16 protein-coding genes and 1 pseudogene are annotated in these 19,582 nt (G+C 74.7%); 5 read left to right on the top strand and 12 right to left on the bottom strand.

The genetic code is table 11. The annotated features are described in order from the left end of the window. Positions 1-78: 78 nt before the first annotated feature. The gene (locus ACFXHB_RS00635) at positions 79-1,275 is read right to left on the bottom strand and encodes a PucR family transcriptional regulator (protein ID WP_380571187.1); all 1,197 of its coding nucleotides are present in this window, start codon (positions 1,273-1,275) and stop codon (positions 79-81) included. Between the two features lie 321 nt (positions 1,276-1,596). On the opposite strand from ACFXHB_RS00635, the gene ACFXHB_RS00630 reads away from it, so the two are divergent. After that, positions 1,597-2,373: a pirin family protein gene (locus ACFXHB_RS00630; protein WP_380571077.1), complete on the top strand. Its 777-nt coding sequence runs from the start codon at positions 1,597-1,599 to the stop codon at positions 2,371-2,373. 31 nt (positions 2,374-2,404) lie between these two features. On the opposite strand, the gene ACFXHB_RS00625 is transcribed toward ACFXHB_RS00630, so the two are convergent. Continuing rightward, positions 2,405-3,238 carry a serine hydrolase domain-containing protein gene (locus tag ACFXHB_RS00625; RefSeq protein WP_380571076.1) on the bottom strand — a complete coding sequence of 278 codons (834 nt, stop codon included), beginning with the start codon at positions 3,236-3,238 and terminating at the stop codon, positions 2,405-2,407. Between the two features lie 121 nt (positions 3,239-3,359). On the opposite strand from ACFXHB_RS00625, the gene ACFXHB_RS00620 reads away from it, so the two are divergent. Further along, positions 3,360-3,869, top strand: a complete 510-nt coding sequence (locus tag ACFXHB_RS00620) for a MerR family transcriptional regulator (protein WP_380571075.1) — start codon at positions 3,360-3,362, stop codon at positions 3,867-3,869. Between the two features lie 107 nt (positions 3,870-3,976). Then, positions 3,977-4,204: pseudogene (locus ACFXHB_RS00615) on the top strand (aldo/keto reductase); the annotation flags it as partial. 78 nt (positions 4,205-4,282) lie between these two features. Here the strand turns inward: ACFXHB_RS00615 and ACFXHB_RS00610 are convergent. Then, positions 4,283-4,861, bottom strand: a complete 579-nt coding sequence (locus tag ACFXHB_RS00610) for a TIGR03086 family metal-binding protein (RefSeq protein ID WP_380571074.1) — start codon at positions 4,859-4,861, stop codon at positions 4,283-4,285. A gap of 100 nt (positions 4,862-4,961) precedes the next feature. Between ACFXHB_RS00610 and ACFXHB_RS00605 the strand changes: the two genes are divergently transcribed. Continuing rightward, complete coding sequence (locus ACFXHB_RS00605) at positions 4,962-5,948, top strand: helix-turn-helix transcriptional regulator (protein ID WP_380571073.1); 987 nt, start codon at positions 4,962-4,964, stop codon at positions 5,946-5,948. Between the two features lie 21 nt (positions 5,949-5,969). Here ACFXHB_RS00605 and ACFXHB_RS00600 read toward each other — a convergent pair whose 3' ends face one another. From ACFXHB_RS00600 to ACFXHB_RS00560, 9 genes are all read right to left on the bottom strand, one after another. Next, positions 5,970-7,181 carry an alpha/beta hydrolase gene (locus ACFXHB_RS00600; protein ID WP_380571072.1) on the bottom strand — a complete coding sequence of 404 codons (1,212 nt, stop codon included), beginning with the start codon at positions 7,179-7,181 and terminating at the stop codon, positions 5,970-5,972. Between the two features lie 158 nt (positions 7,182-7,339). Then, positions 7,340-7,687: an MmcQ/YjbR family DNA-binding protein gene (locus tag ACFXHB_RS00595; RefSeq protein ID WP_380571071.1), complete on the bottom strand. Its 348-nt coding sequence runs from the start codon at positions 7,685-7,687 to the stop codon at positions 7,340-7,342. A gap of 78 nt (positions 7,688-7,765) precedes the next feature. Beyond that, the gene (locus ACFXHB_RS00590) at positions 7,766-10,057 is read right to left on the bottom strand and encodes a Dyp-type peroxidase (RefSeq protein ID WP_380571069.1); all 2,292 of its coding nucleotides are present in this window, start codon (positions 10,055-10,057) and stop codon (positions 7,766-7,768) included. A 35-nt stretch (positions 10,058-10,092) separates the two neighbouring features. Continuing rightward, the gene (locus tag ACFXHB_RS00585) at positions 10,093-12,039 is read right to left on the bottom strand and encodes a galactose oxidase-like domain-containing protein (RefSeq protein ID WP_380571068.1); all 1,947 of its coding nucleotides are present in this window, start codon (positions 12,037-12,039) and stop codon (positions 10,093-10,095) included. A 222-nt stretch (positions 12,040-12,261) separates the two neighbouring features. After that, entirely contained in the window at positions 12,262-13,488 is a 1,227-nt protein-coding gene (locus tag ACFXHB_RS00580; protein WP_380571067.1) for an acyltransferase, read from the bottom strand. A 48-nt stretch (positions 13,489-13,536) separates the two neighbouring features. Continuing rightward, a complete protein-coding gene (locus ACFXHB_RS00575; protein ID WP_380571066.1) occupies positions 13,537-14,679 on the bottom strand; it encodes an alpha/beta hydrolase in 1,143 nt (380 codons plus the stop codon). Positions 14,680-14,835: 156 nt separating this feature from the next. Next, positions 14,836-15,510, bottom strand: coding sequence for a response regulator (locus ACFXHB_RS00570; RefSeq protein WP_380571065.1), 675 nt, complete (start codon positions 15,508-15,510; stop codon positions 14,836-14,838). Beyond that, positions 15,507-16,808, bottom strand: coding sequence for a sensor histidine kinase (locus ACFXHB_RS00565; RefSeq protein WP_380571064.1), 1,302 nt, complete (start codon positions 16,806-16,808; stop codon positions 15,507-15,509). The genes ACFXHB_RS00570 and ACFXHB_RS00565 overlap by 4 nt, the downstream gene beginning before the upstream one ends. Before the next feature lie 108 nt (positions 16,809-16,916). Next, positions 16,917-17,606: a TetR/AcrR family transcriptional regulator gene (locus ACFXHB_RS00560; protein WP_380571063.1), complete on the bottom strand. Its 690-nt coding sequence runs from the start codon at positions 17,604-17,606 to the stop codon at positions 16,917-16,919. Positions 17,607-17,826: 220 nt separating this feature from the next. On the opposite strand from ACFXHB_RS00560, the gene ACFXHB_RS00555 reads away from it, so the two are divergent. Further along, complete coding sequence (locus ACFXHB_RS00555) at positions 17,827-19,431, top strand: MFS transporter (RefSeq protein WP_380571062.1); 1,605 nt, start codon at positions 17,827-17,829, stop codon at positions 19,429-19,431. The last annotated feature ends 151 nt before the right edge of the window (positions 19,432-19,582 follow it).

Genomic DNA, 19,582 nt, shown 5'->3' with positions numbered 1-19,582 from the left:
TCTCGCCAGGCGCCCGGGGGCGGGTAGGCGACGGTAACGAAGAAAAGCATCCGGGATTGTCAGTTCCCTACATCGGGGTCAACTCTGCTCCCCGGCCGCGGCGAGTCGGCCCAGCGCCAGTGCGATACGCAGGGTGAAGGCCGAACGTACATCGGAGGGAGCGTAGCCCGTGACATCTGTCACACGTCGGAGCCGGTAGCGCACCGTGTTGGGGTGAACGAAGAGCATCCGGGCGGCTCCCTCCAGGGAGGAGGCCTGCTCCAGATAGACACTCAAGGTCTCCAGCAGTGCCGAGCCGGCCTCGTCGAGCGGTGTGTAGATCTCCTCCACCAGCTGACGGCGGGCCGCCTGGTCCCCGGCGAGCGCCCGCTCGGGCAGCAGATCGTCGGCCAGCGCCGGGCGCGGGGCGTCCGGCCAGGCGGCGCAGGCCCGCAGGCCGGCGGCGGCGGCGTGCGCCGAGCGGGTCGCCGACAGCAGGTCGGGGACGGTCGGGCCGACCACCACCGGGCCGGGCGCGAACTGGCCGATCAGGGCCCGGGCCGCGTGCACCGGCTCCTTCTCGCCGCCGACCACCACCACCAGGCGCTTGCCCAGCACCCCGGTCAGGACGTGCAGTTTGGCGTAGCGGGCGGCCCGTCGGATCGCCTCCACGACCAACTCGCTGTCGCCGTCCGGGGCGCTGCCCATCACCACCCGGACCTGGCTCGGCTGGCCCCAGCCCAGCGCGGCGGCCCGCGAGAGCACCCCCTCGTCGGCGTCGCCGGAGAGCAGCGAGTTGACGACCAGTGCCTCCAGCCGGGCGTCCCAGGCCCCGCGCGCCTCGGCGGCCTGGGCGTACACCTGGGCGGTGGCGAAGGCGATCTCCCGGGCGTAGACCAGGACCGACTCGCGCATGTCCGCCTCGTCGCCGGGGGAGGCCACCTCCTCGATGGCCTCCTCCATCACCTCGATGGTGGTGCGGATCAGTTCGACGGTCTGGCGCAGCGTGATCGCCCGGGTCAGCTCGCGCGGCGCGGTGCCGAAGACGTCGGTGGAGATCGCCTGCGGGGCGTCCGGGTGGCGGTACCACTCGGTGAAGGCGGCGATGCCGGCCTGGGCGACCAGGCCGATCCAGGAGCGGTGCTCCGGCGGCATCCGCCGGTACCAGCCGAGCTGGTCGTCCATCCGCGCGATCGCGGCGGTGGCCAGCTTGCCCGAGGACTTCTCCAGCCGCTTGAGCGTCGCGACCCGCCGTTCGGCCCGCTCGGCGGAGAGTCTGCGCTCCTGCGCGGTCAGGCGTGGCGCCGCCCGGCCGGGCCGGTCCCGGCCGGAGCCGGGCGTCGGGCCCTTCCCGGTCTTGTCGGGCTTGGCGGTCGGATCGTTCTTGGAGTTCGCGGAGGCGGCTGGCACAAGGACAAGACTGCCTCACCGGAGTGACTGCTCGTGCACACCCCCCGGCGCAGCGGCCCGGTGAGGACCGTCGCACCCGGTGGCCGGAGCGACCGTCGGCGGCCCGGGCCGCGGCGGCTCCCCGTGGCCCGGGGCCCCGGAAGGAGCCCCTGTCCCGGAGGCCGGGGCGCCCCGGGGCGGACCTTGATCCGCGCTACCGTGGGGCCCGTGACCGACGCCCCCGCCCGCCCCCGCGCCGACCTGCGCCGCACCGCCGAGCGCTACCGCTCCACCCCGGCCGAGGGCATCGAGACCAGACACGCGTTCTCCTTCGCCGGCCACTACGACCCGAGGAACACCCACTTCGGCGCGCTGCTCGCCTGCAACGAGGAACTGCTCGCGCCCGGGGCGGGGTTCGAGGAGCACAGGCACCGGGACACCGAGATCCTCACCTGGGTCCTGGAGGGCGCGCTGGCGCACCGGGACTCCCGGGGCCACAGCGGCGTGGTCCGCCCCGGCATGCTCCAGTACCTGGGCGCGGGCTCCGGGGTCAGCCACACCGAGCGCAACGTCGGCGGCGCCGACGGGCCGGTCCGCTTCGTCCAGATGTGGCTCCAGCCGGACGTGTTCGACGCGCCCCCGGCGTACGGGCTGCGCCGGGTGGAACCGGCGGACGGCGGGTTGACGCTGCTCGCCTCCGGGCTGGAGCGGGACGCCGGGACGGACGCCCTGCGGCTGCGCCGAAGCGACGCCGCGCTCTGGCTGGTGGCCGCCGACCCCTGGCAGCCGCTGCCGCCGCTCCCCGCCGCCGCCTGGCGGTACGCGCATCTGACGGCCGGCTCGCTGGGCTACCGGACGGTGCCGGGGCCGCAGGGCGGCGGCCGCTCGATGGCGCCCGGCGACAGTGTCCGGATCACCGGTGAGGCCTTCGCCGACCCGACGGCCGGCGCGGACGGCGCCCGGCTGTTGCTCTGGGAGATGCACTCGCCGGTCACGTACGGCTGAGGGCGGGCCCCGGGCGGCCCGCCCGTCGGGCTCAGCCGCGCGGTTCGGCCAGGACCGCGTCGCCGAGGACCGGCCAGACCTCGGCGGCCCACGGCCCGAAGTCCCGGTCGGTGAGCGCGACGCAGGCCACGCCGGCCTCCGGGTCCACCCAGAGGAAGGTGCCGGACTGGCCGAAGTGGCCGAAGGTGGCAGGGGAGTTGGTGGTGCCGGTCCAGTGCGGCGCCTTGCCGTCCCGGATCTCGAAGCCGAGGCCCCAGTCGTTCGGCCGGCGGTGGCCGAAGCCGGGCAGCACGCCGCTCGTCCCCGGGAAGGCGACCTCGCGGGTGGCCGCGCGCAGCGTGCTCGGGTCCAGCAGCTTGGGCGACTGCAGCTCGGCCGCGAACAGCGCGAGGTCCGCCGCGGTGGACAGGCCGCCGGCGCCGGCGGGGGACTTGTGGGCGGTGTTGATCAGCGTCGCGTTCATCCCGAGCGGTTCGAACACGGCCTCGGCGGCGTAGCGGCCGAACTCGATGCCCGAGGCCTGCTGGAGGGTCTGCGCCAGCACGTCGAAGCCGGCGTTGGAGTAGAGCCGGCGGTTGCCCGGCTCGGCCATCACCCGGTGTTCGTCGAAGGCCAGACCGGAGGTGTGCGCCAGCAGGTGGCGGACGGTCGAGCCGGCCGGCCCGGCCGGGTCGTCCAGCTCGAAGACGCCCTCCTCGACCGCGACCAGGACGGCGTACGAGGTGAGCAGCTTGGTCACCGACGCCAGCGGGAACAGGTGCCGCAGCGGGCCGTGCCCGCCCAGGACCGCGCCGTCCGCGCCCCGCACCACCACCGCCGCGGCGTTGGGCACCGGCCAGGTCTCGATCATCCGCAAGCTCTCCATGGCGCCGACTCTAACGGGCGGCCGGAGCCGGGTGCCGGGAGTGCCCGGATGGCAGGCTTGCTTGGAGTGCGCTCCAACTCACTAGCGTCGTCGTCACCGCGAACCACTGGGGGTACCGATCATGGCAACGCTCGCACCGATCCACGTCGACCTGCGGACCTGCTCCGACGTCTTCAACACTCCGGTCGGCGAGCCGGACCGGACCCCTCGGCACTCCATCAGCGAGGTGGCGGCGGCCAGCGGACTGACCGCCCACACCCTGCGCTGGTACGAGCGGATCGGTCTGCTCGACCCGGTCGACCGCTCCGCCTCCGGCCAGCGCCGCTACCGCGACGCCGACCTGCACCGGCTGGCCTTCCTCGGCCGGCTGCGGCTGACCGGCATGACCGTCGCCGACATGCTCCGGTACGTGGAGCTGGCCCGCCGGGGCGAGCGGACCATGGAGGACCGGCGCGACCTGCTGCTCGCCCACCGTGAGGAGGTGCGGCAGCGGATCGCCGACCTGCACGCCACCCTCGCCGTCATCGACTACAAGATCGACCTGTACACCGGGAAGATCGCCGACCGCGACGACCAGGCGGACGGCGGCGCCCCGGTGGACGGCCCGAAGCGAAGGAAGCAGAACGCATGACGCGCCCCGCCCTCCCCACCGTCCGGCTCGGCCAGGACGGACCGGTCGTCGGCGCCCAGGGCCTCGGCTGCATGGGCATGAGCGAGTTCTACGGCCCGACCGACACCACCGAGGCGCAGGTGGCGCCGGCGTGGGCGCACCAGCGGGCCGAGGTGCACGGCCTGACGGTCGTGCCGATCCCCGGGACCCGCAGGCGCGACCGGCTGGCCGAGAACACCGCCGCCGCGACGCTGCGGCTCACCGCCGAGGAGCTGGCCGTGCTGGAGCCGGTCGCCGGCCGGGTGGTGGGCGACCGCTACCCGGACATGGCGTTCACCTCGGTCGGCCGCGAGTAGCCGCGACACGCCGGTCGGGCGTGAGTGGCCGCCGTGAGCGGTCCGCCGGGAGGGGCGCTCCCTCCCGGCGGCGGGGTCTCAGACCTCGCGGCCCAGCCAGGCCGCCAGCCGGGTGTAGGCGTCGGCGCCGGCCGGCGCGGGCCGCACCGGGCCGAACGGGACCGGACCACCGCGGTGCTCGGGCGCCAGCACGGCCTCGGCGATCGACAGCGCGGTCAGCGCCAGCCGCTCGTCCAGCGCGAGCCGGCTGCCGAGGGCCCGCGCGATGTCCCAGGAGTGCGTGACCGTCTCCATGACGTAGCCGCCCAGCGCGGCCCGGCCGGGCACCTCCCCCCAGGGCGCGACGGCCGGGCGGTCCAGCTTCGCGTCGTCCGCCCAGGCGGCGACGGCCCGGGCGCGGGCCCGGCCGAGGGCGGCCGGCCAGGCGTCGTCGGCCAGTTCGTCGGTGGCCGCCACGACGTCCTCGGCGCGGCCGCCCTCGCCGATGTAGGCGAGCCGGTGCACACCGCCGACCACGTGGCTGAGCAGTTGCCGCAGGTCGTACGCGGTGCACGGGGTGGGGCGTCCGAGCGCCTCCGGGGTCACCTCGGCGATCAGCTTCTCCAGCTGTCCGAGCGCGAGCAGGTACAGCGGGCGGGGGTCCTGGGTGGTGTCCATGGGCGATCGGCTCCGTCGGCGCGTAGGTGTTCGGCTTTCAGGAGGCAATCTCCCGGTAAAACCTGACAACCGGCGTCATGATTTTTGGAATCCTCCTCGCATGAAGGCCGACCGTCTGCTCTCGATCCTGTTGTTGCTCCAGACCCGCGGCCAGGTGTCCGCCACCGAACTGGCCGAACGCCTGGAGGTGTCGGTCCGCACCATCTACCGCGACGTCGAGGCGCTCTCCTCGGCCGGCGTCCCGGTCTACACGGAGCGCGGCCGGCACGGCGGGATCGCCCTGCTGCCCGGTTACCGCACCGACGTCAGCGGGCTGACCGCCGACGAGGCCCGCGCCCTGTTCGTGCTCTCCGCCCAGGGCGCGCACAGCGACCTCGGGCTGGACGGCGCGCTGGGGTCGGCCCTGCGCAAGGTGATGGCCGCGCTGCCCGCCCCGCACCGCCCGGCCGCCGAGCGGATCAGCGAGCGCGTCCTGGTCGACCCGGCCCGCTGGCTCCAGGCCGGCGCACCGGCCGGGCCGGACCTCGGCGACCTGCAGTACGCCGTGTTCGCCGACCGCCGGCTGCGGCTGCGCTACCGGCACAGCGGCACACCGGCCCCGGTCGAGTACACCGTCGACCCGTACGGCCTGGTCAGCAAGGCCGCCGTCTGGTACCTGGTGGCCGATCTGCGGGGTGAGCCCCGGCTGTTCCGGGCCGACCGGGTGCTGGTCGCCGAGACCACCGAGGAGCCGGTGCGCCGGCGCCCGGGGCTGGGGCTCGGCGAGGTCTGGGCGGTGCTGCGCGAGCAGGTCGAGCGGCTGCCGAAGGAGGTGTCGGTGAAGGTCCGGGTGCGGCGCGGGCGGCTGGACCTGTTCGTCCGGATCCACGGCGGCCGGCTGACCGCGCCGCCGCCCGAGTCGGGGGCCGGGGCCCCGGACGAGTGGGTCGAGCTCGCGATGGGTTTCCAGGCCCTGCCGGCCGTCCGCGCGCTGCTCTCCTTCGGGCCGGACGCCGAGGTGCTCGCGCCGCCGGCCGCCCGGCGGGAACTGGCCCGGGCCGCCGCCGAGGCGCTCCGGCTCTACCAGGACCAGGGCCCGTCGCACTGACCCGGGCGGACCGCGGCGGGCTCAGGCCTCGGGGGCGGGCCGGACCACGTCCTCGTAGTGGCCGAGCGAGATGGCCGCGAAGTTGTGCAGGCTGTCGGTGCCCTCGGTGAAGTAGCCGTTGTGGCCGGAGGAGCGGGCCGAGGAGATCTGCTCGGCGCCGAACTCGGCCGAGGTCGGGTCGGCGCCGTGACCGAGCCCGCCCACCTCCAGGTACGGCACGTTGCCGATCCAGTCGCTGCCGTTGCGGGTGGCCCAGACGTGCACGCCGGTGCCCAGCTCGGCGGTGCTCTGCACGCCCATGCCGGGGCTGCCGAACACCATCAGGTCGGTGACTCCGGAGGTGTCGGACGGCGAGGTCGCCGCCCGGGGGATCTCGGGGGCGGCGTTGCCGCAGACCACCGAACCGTAGGAGTGGCAGAGCAGCGACGGCGGCACGTCCGGCCGGGTGGTCTCCTTGAGGCCGGCGAGCAGCCGCTCCAGCCGGGGCGCGCCGACGTCGGCGAGCCGGGAGGTGACGGCGTCCGGGCCGAGCCCGGAGGGCGTGACGTAGCCGGTCCAGGCGATCACCGCGGTCCGGGTGCCGGGCGACTGCCGCCGTTCCTCGGCGTACAGCGCGCGGGCCATCCCGGCGGGGGAGCGCAGGGGTTCGGCCGCCTGGTCGAAGTGGCCGAGGTCGGCGTCCGAGCCGGGCACGAGGACGGCGATCCGGTCGGCGTCCGCGAGGTCGCCCCAGACCTCGGTGACCAGGCCGCGACCGCGCGGGTCGAAGGCGAGCACCTGGCGCTCGGGGGCCAGCAGGTGCTCGGCGTCGTTGGCGCGGGAGACGGCGAGCGCGCGCAGGTCGGAGTCCAGCTTCGGGTCGGCGGCGCGGGCCCGGGCCCGGTCCCGTTCGGCGGCGAGGGCGATCCGGTTGGCGCGGTAGCGCAGCTCGACCGGGGCTCCGTCGAAGTTGCCGACCACCAGGGGGTAGTCCTGGATCAGCCGGTCCAGCTCGGTGGGCGCCAGCGAGGCGAAGAACTCGGCGGCGGCGGCCGGCGTCGTGCTGCCCGGGTCGGGCAGGGTGCGGCCGAAGGAGTGGTCCTCGACCCAGGCGGCGCTGCCGGCCGGTGGCGTGGAGATCGCCAACTGCTCGGTGGAGGCGGCGGCCTGGGCCGCGGCGGCGCCGGCATCGGCGAGCACGGCGCACCCCGCGAAGGCACCGATCAGAACACGCTTCCACCGCCGACGGCGCATCGCGTCAACTCCCTAGGGGCCCGTGACCGTTCTGCGGGCGGGGCCCGAAGGGTGGTACGACTGCCAACTTCCCTGGGTAAGCGTAGGGGGCTCGGCGCGGTGTCGGGCCCGCGCAAACTGTGGGATGGGTCACATGAACCTCCGGTGTCGTTCCGGCGTCACCGGGCCTGCGTCGCGTCGAACTCCCTGACCATGCGCTTCGGCGCGGCGCGCCGCCAGGCCTCGGTCAGCAGCTCCCGCAGTTCCTCCGGGTCGACCCGGTCGAGCCGCACGCCCACCCAGCCGTGCCGGCCGACGTACGGGGGGTACGAGAACACCTCGGGCTCGGCGGCGAGCAGCTCGCGCTGGTCCTCGTGGGAGGCCTTGACGCTGACGCTCCCGCCGTCCGGCGAGCCCATCGCGAAGATCTTCGTGCGGACCCGCAGGGTCTCGATCTCCCAGGTGGGTTGCTGCGCGGCCTCCGGCAGGGCGAGCGCCATCGCGCGGAACTCATCGAACGTCACCATGGCGGCAGCGTAGGGCAACGGACCGACACCCGGGCCCCCGTCCGCGTCGCGTCGCGGACGGGGGCCCGGGCGGCCGGCTCAGGCCAGGGAGTTCCAGGCGTCGCACGGGCGGTCGTCGGCGAGCTTGCGGTCCGGGTGGCCGCTGCCGTCGGCCACCGAGATCCGGCGGTACCGCTCGCCGTGGAACACCCAGTACTCGCTCGTGCCGCCGGCCCGCTGCTGGTCGGGCACCGGGAGGAAGCAGTCCACCTTGGTGATGCCGCCCAGCGAACCCCACTGGGTGAGTTCGCGGTCGCCGCGTTCCCGCACGTCGGTGTGCGCGGCGCCGTCCGCCACCGAGATCAGCCGGTACTGCTGGCGTCCGCCGGTGCTGTGGAACGCCCAGTACCAGCTCTTGCCGCCGACCCGCTGCTGGTCGGGCACCGGGAGGAAGCAGTCCATCCGGTCGACGCCGCTCAGCGAACTCCAGGCCGAGAGGTCGCGGTCGGGGCGCTCCAGGGCGGTGGTGTGGCTCCCGCCGCCGCAGGTGATCGAGACGGCCCGGTACTGCCGGCGTCCGCCGGTGCTGTGGAACACCCAGTACCAGCTCTTGCCGGCCGGGTTCTGCAGATCCGGCATCGGCAGCACGCAGTCGATCCGCGCGATGCCCTGCAGGGCGGGCCAGCCGGTCAGCGCGGCGTCGCGCTCGACCGGGCGGTCGGTGTGCGAGGCGCCGTCCTCGACCGCGATCCGGCGGCGCTGCTCGCCGTGGAACGCCCAGTACTGGCTCTGCCCGCCCAGGCGCCACTGGTCCGGGACGGCGACGAAGTCGTCGCACGGGTAGCCCTTGCCCGGCTGCGGGGAGACCTGGCCGTTCGGCCCGCCCTGCGACTGGCCGGTGAGCCGCCCGTCGGCGAGCGCCCGGAGGGTGCTGAGGGACGGCGCGAAGGCGTAGACCGAGCCCTGGGTCTGCACGAACTGCTGGAAGGTCAGCGGGGTGTGCTTGATCGCGCCGTCCGGGCCGCGGCTCTCGAAGTCGACGTCGTCGGCCTCGGTGATCACCGGGTCCTTGCCGGGCACCGGGTTGCGGCCGGGCGGGAAGTCCGGCTGGTCGATCCAGTCGGCCTGGATGAACTCGAACTGCCGGGCGATGTCGGCCTGGTAGCAGACGAACAGCAGGCCGCGCGGGTCGTCGGGGCCGCCGGGGCCCTCGGAGGCCGGGTCGAAGGGGTGGCCGTAGGGCGCGCCGCGCCGCATGATCCGCCGGCCGTCGAGTTCCTTGGCGTCGAAGGGCGGGCGGCTGGGGTCGGGGGCCTGCAGTCCGGCCCGCGGGCTGGACTTGCGCAGGTGCGAGAAGAGCGGGGTGGCCAGGCCCTCCAGGTCGTCCCGGAAGTCGAAGTCGTTGTCCGAGGAGGCCGTCGGGTCGTTCGGGACGTCGCGGTCCTGGTGCTTGCAGACCGGTGCTCCGGAGCGCCAGCGGCCGACCAGCCGGGCGGCCAGCCACTCGGTGGTGGCGGTGTCCGGGACGGCCTTGGCCTGCTTGAGCTCCTTCAGCTTGACCGAGACCTGGGACCACCAGCCGGGGACGTCCTGGGAGAGCCGGCGGACGACCTGGAAGGAGCCGTCGCGGGCCCACGCGGGGTAGTCGGTGAAGCTGCCGGGAGCGGGCTGCTCACCGACGACGAACTCGCCGGCCGGGATGATCCGGGTGCCCGGGTGGCCCGCGACCTCCTCCTCGTTGTCCGGGGCGGGCTGGTCGAAGAACCGGACGCCGGGCTCGCTGATGCCGTCCTTGAAGCCGAAATGCTCCTTGCCGCGCCGGCTGCCGAGCAGGGTCTTGGCGTTCTGCTGGAAGATGATGACGATCCTGGCCTCGGCGGCCGCCTCGCGCTGGGCGGTGACGGCGGCGGCGAGGTCCTGCTCGGTGTCCGAGGCGATCGTCAGCACCGCGTGCACGGCCTGGGTCCGGCCGTTGCCGAAGAGCCAGTTCTCCGGGGAGTTGTCGCCGGTGTCGCCGAGCGCGCCGGCCCGCTTGGCCGCGCCCTCCTTGAACGCCTCCAGGCCGCTGCCGACCGGCGGGGCCTGCGCGAACGGGTCGGTGGCGGAGAGCTGGCGCATGCCCTCGTAGGTGAGGCTGACGCCCAGCCAGGTGGCCTTGAGGGTCTTGGGGTCGTCGCCGCCCGAGGACTTGCGGGCCTCGCTGAACGCGGCGTTGAAGTCGGCGACCTGGCGGGTGGTGGCGATCTGCGGGGCGAGCACCCGCAGCCAGTCGCGGGCCCTGGCCGCGTCCTCGAACTTGAGGAACAGCAGGGTGACGTTGTCCTTCTTGAAGCCGGCGACGACGTCGCCCTGGATCTCCTCGCTCCGGCGCAGTCTCAGATCCGTTGCCATGGATTCCTCCGTGAGGTGGGTGGGGGAGGCCGGGGTCAGGCCGAGGGGCTGAGCTGCACCCACTGCGCCACGCTGGGCACGCCCTGGTCGTTGAGCAGGAAGAGCATGTACCAGCCGGGCGGCGCGGCCTTCGCGTCCGGCGGCGCCTGGAACTCCAGCCGGTTGCGGGCCCGGCTGCTGAGCCGCAGCTCGATGTGTCGCTGGCTGGTGTTGACCGAGTGGGTCGCGGTGGTCGGCGACAGCAGGACGGCCTTGGCGGCGCGTTCCGGGGTCGACGTGGTGACCAGGAACTTCTTGTCGTAGCCGACCGGCGTGGTGGGGGCCCGGTCGAGCGAGGGGCGGTTGCCCTGGTGGAGGTAGGCGGGTTCGTAGATCTCGATGGTGCCGTCCATGGTGACCGGGCCGGCCGTGCCGGGGATGCCGCTCACCCTGCCGTTGATGTCCGGGTTGTTGGCGATCTGCTGGAGTTCGTCACCGGTCACCATGACGCGTCCGTCCGGCAGGACCACCGCGTTGGAGTGGTAGCCGCGCGGGAGCCGCTGGACCGGGCCGAGCTTCCAGTTGCCCTGGGCGTCGCGCAGCTCGACCTGGCGGTACTTGAGGTCGGCGTTCGGGTTGTAGGGGCCGTTGCCGTAGTCGCGGATGTCGTACGCGCCGTTGACGGTCAGCAGCTTGCCGTCGGGCAGCAGCAGGGTGTCGTCCTGGGTGCGGCCGAACGCGCGCGACTTCTCGGCGGTCCAACTGCCGTTGGAGAAGCGCAGGGTGCTCGGGTTGTCCCGGTCGCCGCCGAGGACCAGCGCGGAGTCCGGGCCGTTCGGGCCGCCGGGGAGGGGGACGGCCGAGCCGTAGTTGCGCTTGCGGCCGTCCGGGCGGGCGGTCAGGTCGCTGCGGGACTCGGCGACCGGGTCGAACTTCCACTGCTCGTTGGCCTGGCGGCCGAAGCCGTAGATGTTGCCGTCGTTGAGCGAGAACAGGTGCGGGTAGTCCAGGCTGAACGGGGCGTCCGCCTTGAACCGGTCCACCGGGGTGTTCTTCGGCGTCTCGGTCTTCAGGAGCGGCACCTGGTAGCCCTTGGCGGGGAAGCGCTCGACCACCGGGGTCGGGGTGCCCCAGCCCAGCTCGGACTGGCCGGACATGATCAGCTGGCGGCCGTCGGCGCCGGTCACCACGGACGGGTACCAGCGTCCGACCGACATGTCCGGGTTCTTGGTCCAGGTCTCCGTCCACGGGTCGAAGACCAGCGAGAGCTTGGCGCCGGTGCCGCCGTTGCCGCCCAGGTTCCCGCCGAAGACGCCCAGCATGCCGTTGGGCAGGAACGAGTGGCCGGAGCAGAAGAACGGGGCGGGGCGGGGCTCGTGCAGTCCGTCCGGCATGTCGACGACCGGCGGGGTGACCTGCTTGAAGGCCTCCGAGGCGTAGCCCTTGGCCGGGTCCCAGAGGAAGGCCCGGCCGGCGTTCTCCTTGCCGATGGTCTGGGTCGGCGCGGGCTCCTTCTCCGGGTTGGTCTCGATCCGTTCGAACGAGAAGACCAGGACCTTGCCGGTCGGCAGCAGGGCGATGTGGTCGCCGAAGTCGGGTGAGGGGAAGTACTGGTTGAACGCGCCGAAGACGGTCGGGTCGAAGCCGGCGTTGGTGGTGGTCTGGGAGTCCGTCAGCGCCTTGAGCCGGTTGGTCCGGGTGGTCTGCGGGTAGTCGCCGACGCCGCGGACGGCGGCCCGCATCCGGGCGTGCTCCTCGGCGTGCTCCTGGCCGAGTGCCGCGACCTCGTCGTCCCGCATCTCGGCCAGCACCCGGGGCGAGGTGACGTGCGGGGCCAGGTCGTCGTCGTGGGCGCCGCCGTGGGCGAGGACCAGGGCGGCGGCCGGGGTGACGGCGGTCAGCACGGTTCCGGTGGTCAGCGCGCAGACGACGGCGGTGGCGACGGCGGACAGTCGGCGGGGGGCCCGCGGCCGGCGCCGTGGCCGCGGTGGGGACAGGGACATGGAACTCCTCGGAGGGGATGTCGGGAGAGGGGCCGGCGGGAGCGCGGACGGCCTGCCGTGGGCGGGCAGGAGCGTACGGACAGTGGCCGACGGTCACAGGACATCACAGTGTGTGGTGGTTCGCATGCGGATGCATCGCTTCGGTGGGCGCGTGTCTCCGCCGGACGGGGCGCGCGCCCACGTGGCCCACGCCCCGTCAGTTCCCGGTGTCCGCTCGGCGGCTCAGAGCACGCCCAGGGCGTACGCGGCGAACACGGCCGCCGCGCCGCCGGCAACCGCCTTCCAGGTCCGCGAGAACGCCGTCCAGGGGCCGTCGAACCGGCGGGTGAACCACCCGATCGCGATCAGCACGGCGCCGAACAGCGGTAGCAGCGCGACCCGGGCGGCCACCCAGCCCAGCGAGTCCGGCGCCCCGGTCAGGCCGGGCACGGTGCCGAAGACGGCCGCCCCGGGCACCGCCACGGCCAGCATCGCGCTCTGGTGCCAGCAGAAGATCGTCATCGCCGAGAGGTTGACCGCCACCACCGGCAGCCAGAGCAGCGGGCGGCGCAGCAGCCGGCCGAGCCGCTCCCGCAGCAGGACCGCCGCGCCGCACTGCACCGCCGCCAGGGCCAGGACCAGCAGGGACGGCGGGTGCGAGTTGGTGCGCTCGGCGCCGGGCACACCGACCATGCTGGCCGGGTAGTGGAAGACCAGCAGCAGCACGGCGAACAGCGCCCCGCCGCCGAACAGCAGCAGCCGGGCGGCCGGCCGGCCCAGCCGCCCGCGGGCCCAGAGCACCCCCAGCTGGTAGCCGAAGAGCCAACCCGGCAGGACGTTCAGCAGCCCGATCCAGGACGGCACCGCCTCCGCCCACGGGCCGTACCGCAGCAGGTCCACCGCGCCGACCGCGGCCACCAGGACGCCGGCCGACCAGCCGCGCAGCCGCCGGGCGGCGGCCGCGCAGAGCGGGGTCAACGCGGTCAGCCCCAGATAGACGCCGATGTACCAGAGCGGCTGCACCACCAGCACCGAGCCGGTCCGGACGGTGTCGCCCGGGACACCGAGCCGGCCCAGCAGCGGGATCAGCAGCGCCCAGACGGCCGCCACCCCGAGGACCGGCCGGAGCAGCCGGACCGAGCGGGCGCGCAGCCAGCCGGCGTAGCCGACGCCCCGGGCGCGGGCCCGGTCCAGCGAGCGGGCCGAGGAGTGGCCGCCGACCAGGAAGAACACCCCGAGCATCTGGAGCACCCAGCTGACCGGCGCGAAGAAGCCGAGCGAGCCGAGCGGGCTGGCGTTGTGCAGCGCGCCGTCGGCGGAGAGGGTGAAGCCGCCGAGCAGCCAGTGGCCGACGGGGACGGCGAGCAGCGCCAGCGCGCGCAGTCCGTCCAGGGCGCGGTCGCGGGTCTCGGGGGTACGGGTGTCGACCTGGCGCGCGGCGCGGCGCAGGGCGGTCAGCGGTCGGGCCATGGCGTGGCTCCTCGGGAGGTGGCGGGGTCCGGCGGGCGGGTGCGGGTGTCAGCGGCCGAGCGCGACGGCGGCGAAGGCGGCGAGGGAGGCGGTGCCGGGCGCGAAGTAGCCGGTGTGGCCGTGGGATCCGGTGGCGGGCAGCGGGCGGGCGCCGAAGCCGGGCGCGGTCGGGTCGGCGCCGTGGCCGAGGCCGAGGAGCGAGACGTTGGGCACGTTGCCGATCCAGTCCGAGCCGTTGCGCTCGGTGGCCCAGAGCGGCACCCGGGGGTCGAGGTCGGCGGCCGAGCCGACGCCCATGCCGGGGGAGCCGAGCACCACCAGGCCGGCGGCCTGTGCGGGGCCGGGCCGGGCCAGGCCGCAGACCACCGAGCCGTAGCTGTGGCAGAACACCGTGGCGGGCGCCACCGGCCGGGTGGTGACGGCGAGTCCGTCCAGCAGCCGGGTGAGCCGCGCGGCTCCGGCCCGGGCGAGCGTCTCGGTGGCGGCGTCCGGGCCGAGGCCGACCGGGGTGGTGTAGCCGGCCCAGGCGATCACGGCGGCCCGCCGGCCGGTGGCCTCGTACAGCGCGCGGGCCATCCCGCCCGGGGTGCCGTACGGGTCGGTGGACCGGTCGAAGCTCAGCAGGTCGATGTCCGAGCCGGGGACGACGACGGCCGTCCGGCCGGCGGCGGCCAGGTCCCCGTGGACCTCGGCGACCTGGCCGCGTCCGCGGGGGTCGAAGGCGAGGATCTGCCGTCCGCCGTCGAGCAGGGTGCGGTAGCGCTCGGCGCGCCCGCGGGCGGCGGCCCGGTCGCGCGGGGTGAGCGCCGGGTCGGCGGCGCGGGCGAGTTCGCGCCCGTGCTCCTCGGCCAGGGCCAGCGCGTTGGCCCGGTAGCGGAGCCGGACGGGGGCGCCGTCGAGGTTGCCGACCACCAACGGGTGGCGGACGGCCAGCGCGTCCTGGGCGGCGGGCGGCAGCTGGGCGAAGAAGGCGGCCACCGCGGCCGGGGAGGCGGCGGCCGGGTCGGGCGGCCGGATCCCGAGCGTGGTGTCGGCGACCCAGGCGGCGGTGCCGGGCGGCGGCCCGGTGACCGCGCGCTGGGTGTCGGCGGCCCAGCCGCCGGCGCCCAGGACGGTGGCCAGGGCCACCGCGGCGGCGGCGACCGCGCGTCCGAAGCGCCGGGGCCGGTGGTGGGTGCGAGGCTGCCGCATGTCCGTGCTCTCCCTTGTCCGTCGGGTGTCGACGGAGAGGAAGGTAGAAACACGGCGGCCCCGCGGGCGTCACACCGCGGGGCCAACTCCCAGGTGCTACCCGGGTATCAGGAGGGGGCTCCGGCCGGCCGGCGGGGAGGCCGGCCGCCCGGGTGGTCATTGACCCGGCGTCACCAGTCCGGACTCGTAGGCCAGCACCACCGCCTGGGCGCGGTCGCGCAGGTCGAGCTTGGCGAGGACCCGGCCGATGTGGGTCTTGACGGTCTGTTCGGCGAGCACCAGGCCGGCGGCGATCTCCTGGTTGGACAGGCCGCGGGCGATCAGCTCCAGCACCTCGGTCTCCCGGGGGGTCAGGCCGTTCAGCCGCAGCTTGGGGTCGCGGCGCCGGACCGGCGCGGTCCGGGCGAAGTCCTCGATCAGCCGGCGGGTCACCGAGGGGGCGAGCAGGGCGTCACCGGCCGCGACCACCCGCACGGCGGCGATCAGGTCGGCCGGGGGAGCGTCCTTGAGCAGGAAGCCGCTGGCCCCGGCGCGCAGCGCCTCGTAGACGTAGTCGTCCACGTCGAAGGTGGTCAGCATCAGCACCTTGGGGCGGTGGGCGCCGGGGACGGCCGGGTCGAGCAGCCGGCGGGCCGCCTCCAGGCCGTCCATGACGGGCATCCGGACGTCCATCAGGACGACGTCCGGATGGGTGCGGCCGCAGACCTCCAGGGCCTGCGCGCCGTCCGCCGCGTCGCCCACCACGTCGATGTCGCTCTGGACGCCGAGCAGGGCGGCGAAGCCCGCCCGGACCATCGCCTGGTCGTCGACGATGATCACGCGGATGGTCATGCGGTGGTCTCCCGGGGGGTGTCGAAGGGCAGCACGGCGGCCACCTTGAAGCCGCCGTCGGGCAGCGGGCCGGTGTCCAGCTTCCCATCCAGCAGTCGCACGCGTTCCCGCATCCCGACCAGCCCGTGGCCGGTGCCCTCGGCGGCGGCCTCCAGCGACTCGGCGCGCCCGGGCGGGGCGCCGTTCACCACGGTGACCAGCAGGGCCGGGCCGTCGAGGGCCAGGGACACCCAGGCCTCGGCGCCGGGCGCGTGCCGGACGACGTTGGCCAGCGCCTCCTGGACGATCCGGTAGACGGAGAGGTTGACGGCCTGCGGCAGGGCCTCGGCCAGCTCCGGCGGGACGGCCAGCTCGGCCGGCACCCCGGCCCGGCCGACCGTCTCGACCAGCTGGGCCAGCTGCGCGACCCCGGGCTGCGGTGCCTTCTCGGCGCCGGATTCCTCGCTGCGCAGCACCCCGAGCAGCCGCCGCATCTCGGACAGCGAGTCACGGGCGGTGCCGGCGATGGCGGTGAACTCCTCGGCCGCCTCGGCCGGGACTCCGGTGATCCGGTACGGGGCGCTGGCCGCCTGGACGGCGATCACCGACATGTGGTGGGCGACCACGTCGTGCAGCTCGCGGGCGATCCGGGCGCGCTCCTCCAGCAGGGTGCGGCGCTCGCGCTCGGCCTCGCTGATGTGCTCCTGTTCGGCGAGCAGCCGCTGGGCCTCGGCCCGTTCCCGCAGGGCCCCGCCGAGCACCAGGACGGCCCCGGTCAGGGCCACCGCCAGCACGCTGTTGTCCGAGCCGAAGCCGCCGCCGAGGCCGAGCACCGACAGCGCGAGGCTGGCGGCGCCGGTGGCCAGCCAGACGGAGAGCAGGGTGCGCCGCCGCTCGCGCAGCGCCAGCGGCAGCATCAGCAGCAGGTAGCCGACCAGGCTGGTGGCCGGCCACGGCCAGGGGGAGGAGGTGTCCCGGCCGGTGGCGAGGACGAGCAGCGAGGTCAGCAGGTCGGCGGCGCCGATCATCCACCAGGCGGGCAGCGGGCGGCTCACCGCGAGCAGCAGCGGCGCGGTCTGCGCGACGGCGAGGGCCGCGGCGAGACCGGTGTTGAGCCCGTAGTCGTGCGTCAGCACGTTGATCCCGCTGGGCAGCAGGGAGGACAGCGCCGAGAGCGCGAGGACGTACGGCAGCCAGCGGAGCCAGCGGCTCCCGGCGTGGGCCAGCAGCGGGGTGTGGTCGGCGGACGGGCGGGCGAGCGGGGCGAGCAGACCGGGCAGCGGGCCGCCCCGGGCCGGCCCGGTGGGCTGATCGGTCATCCCGTCAGCCTAGGGCGGCCGGCGCCGCCGGGCGTCGGACCGTGGGCCGGGGTCCGTCGTAGTACCCCGGTATGACTCCGGCGCGGTCCCGGTGCCGCCCGGAGGACCTCAGTGCCGCCAGTCGCCGGCCAGGGCGGGTCCGAGCTGGTCGAAGTGACGGGTGATCAGCGCGATCATGTCCTCCGGTCCGGACTCCTCGCACTCGGCGCTCCAGGACAGGTGGGCCGCGCGCAGCACGCTGCCGAACACCGCGGCCATCACGGCGGGGCGCAGGTCCTCGGCCGGGTCGAGGCCCTCGCGGGCCGCGAGCACCTGGACCACCACCCGCTCCTGCTCGGTGACCCGGCGCAGGTGGGCGGCGAGCAGCGTGGGGGTGTCCTCGATCATCCGCATCAGTTCCAGCGCGCTGGTCACCGAGCTCGGTCCGGTCGGGTGCCGGGCGCCGAGGTCGCGCCAGGACTCGACGATCGCGGCGCGCAGCGCCTGGAGCGGGTTCTCCCCGGCGGGGCGGGCCCGCAGCCGGTCGATGAAGTAGTCCTCGGCCTCGGCCATGACGGCGAGGGCGACCTCGTCCTTGTTGGCGAAGTAGCGGAAGAACGTGCGCTGCGAGACGTCGACGGCGGCGGCGATCTCGTCCACGGTCGTCCCGGCGAAGCCCTGGCTGAAGAAGAGCCGGTGGGCGGCCTCGATCAGGGCGTCGCGGGTCTGTCGCTTCTTGCGCTCGCGCAGGCCGGGTCCGGCGCCCCCGGCCGGCCGGACGGCCGGGGCGGGGGCGAGGGGCGAGCGCTGAGCGGCCATGTCGGGGGGCCTTCCGGACGGCGAGGCGGAGGGGGCGGGTGTCCAACTCTAGCGGTCTGCCACATGTCAGTGGCAGTAACACGGCAGAGTTTGCCAAATGTCAGAGGCTGACATAATCTGCGGGAGCGTGGCGCCCGCCAGGCCGGGTAACTCGTGGGGACGGGTGGGCCGGGGCGCCACGACCACGTCTGTTCGCTGCCATGCCCCCGGAGGGCCCCAGATGAGCCAGTCCGTCGTCAAGAGCGCCAAGGCGGACGATCCGCCGCAGCCCGAGCCATCGTCCGGGGGCGGTCTGCAGGGGCACCCCTGGCTGACCCTGCTGACCGTCGCCGTCGGCGTGATGATGGTCGCGCTGGACGGCACGATCGTCGCGATCGCCAACCCCGTCATCCAGGCCGACCTCAAGGCCGCGCCCTCCGAGATCCAGTGGGTGACCAGCGGTTACCTGCTCGCCCTCGCGGTCTTCCTGATCACCGCCGGCAAGATCGGCGACCGCTTCGGCCACAAGCGGACCTTCCTGGTCGGCGCGGCCGGCTTCGCCGCCACCTCGGCCGCGATCGCCTTCGCGGGCAACATCCAGACGGTGATCGCCTTCCGCGTGCTGCAGGGCCTGTTCGGCGCACTGCTCCAGCCGGCCGCGCTCGGCCTGCTGCGCGGGGCCTTCCCGGTCGAGAAGCTCAACATGGCGATCGGCATCTGGGGCGGGGTCATCGGTGCCTCCTCGGCGGCCGGCCCGATCGTCGGCGGGCTGCTGGTCGAGCACGTCAGCTGGCAGTCGGTGTTCTTCATCAACATCCCGGTCGGCCTGCTGACGCTGGCCCTCGGCATCTGGATCCTGCGGGACGTCCGGGCCGAGAAGGCGGCCAAGTCCTTCGACGTGCCCGGCATCGTGCTGCTCTCGCTGGCGATGTTCGCGCTGGTCTTCGGCATCATCAAGGCGCCCGAGTGGGGCTGGGGCGACGTCTCCACCCTGCTCTTCCTGGGCGGCGCGGTGGTCCTGATGACGGCCTTCGCGTTCTGGCAGCGGGTCGCCCGCGAGCCGCTGATCCCGCTCAGCCTGTTCCGTTCGGTCCCGCTGTCGGCCGCCACCCTGCTGATGGTGCTGATGGCCTTCTCGTTCTTCGGCGCGATCTTCTTCGTCACCTTCTACCTGCAGAACGTCCACGGGATGTCGCCGGTCGAGGCCGGTGTCCACCTGCTGCCGATGACCGGCATGATGATCGTCGGCTCGCCGGTGGCGGGTCTGGCCATCGGCCGGCTCGGCCCGCGGATCCCGATCGTGGCCGGCATGCTGATCACCACCGTGGCGATGTTCGGGATGTCCACCCTGGACGAGGGCTCCGGCGCCGGTGTGATGTCGCTCTGGTTCGTCCTGATGGGCCTGGGCATGAGCCCGGTCATGGTCGGCGCCACCGAGGTGATCGTCGGCAACGCGCCGCTGGAGCTCTCCGGGGTGGCCGGCGGTCTCCAGCAGGCCGCGATGCAGGTCGGCGGCAGCCTCGGCACCGCCGCGCTGGGCGCGCTGATGGCCGCCAAGGTCGGCGACGTGCTGCCCGGCAAGTGGGCCGACGCCGGCCTGCCGCCGGTCCAGGGCGCCGAGGCCGAGGGCCTCAAGCAGGCGGCCCAGCTCGGCTTCGCCCCGCCCGCCCCGGCCGGTACCCCGGCGGAGGTGGTCGACGCGATGGCCGGCGCCGTCCACCAGTCCTTCCTCAGCGGTATGTCGCTCGCCTTCGCGGTGGCCTCCGTGGTGGCCTTCGCCGCAGCCCTGCTCGGGCTGCTGGCCCGTCGTGGCAGCGCCGAGGCCGGCCCGGCCGTCCACATCTGACACCCGGGCCCTCGTGCGCCGGCGCCCCGGTCACCCCGGGGGTGCGGGGCGCCGGCCCGGTGGGGTCAGCCGGGCAGGGGGCGCCGCGCCCCCACCGGGGCGGCGCGGCCCGCCCCGGCCCGGCAGGCCGCCAACCACGGCGGGGGGGCGC

The sequence above is a fragment of the Kitasatospora sp. NPDC059327 genome, assembly GCF_042752535.1.
GTDB lineage: Bacteria > Actinomycetota > Actinomycetes > Streptomycetales > Streptomycetaceae > Kitasatospora.
The sequence above is the reverse complement of the archived record's forward strand: the minus strand, read 5'-3'. Positions and strand labels throughout refer to the sequence as shown.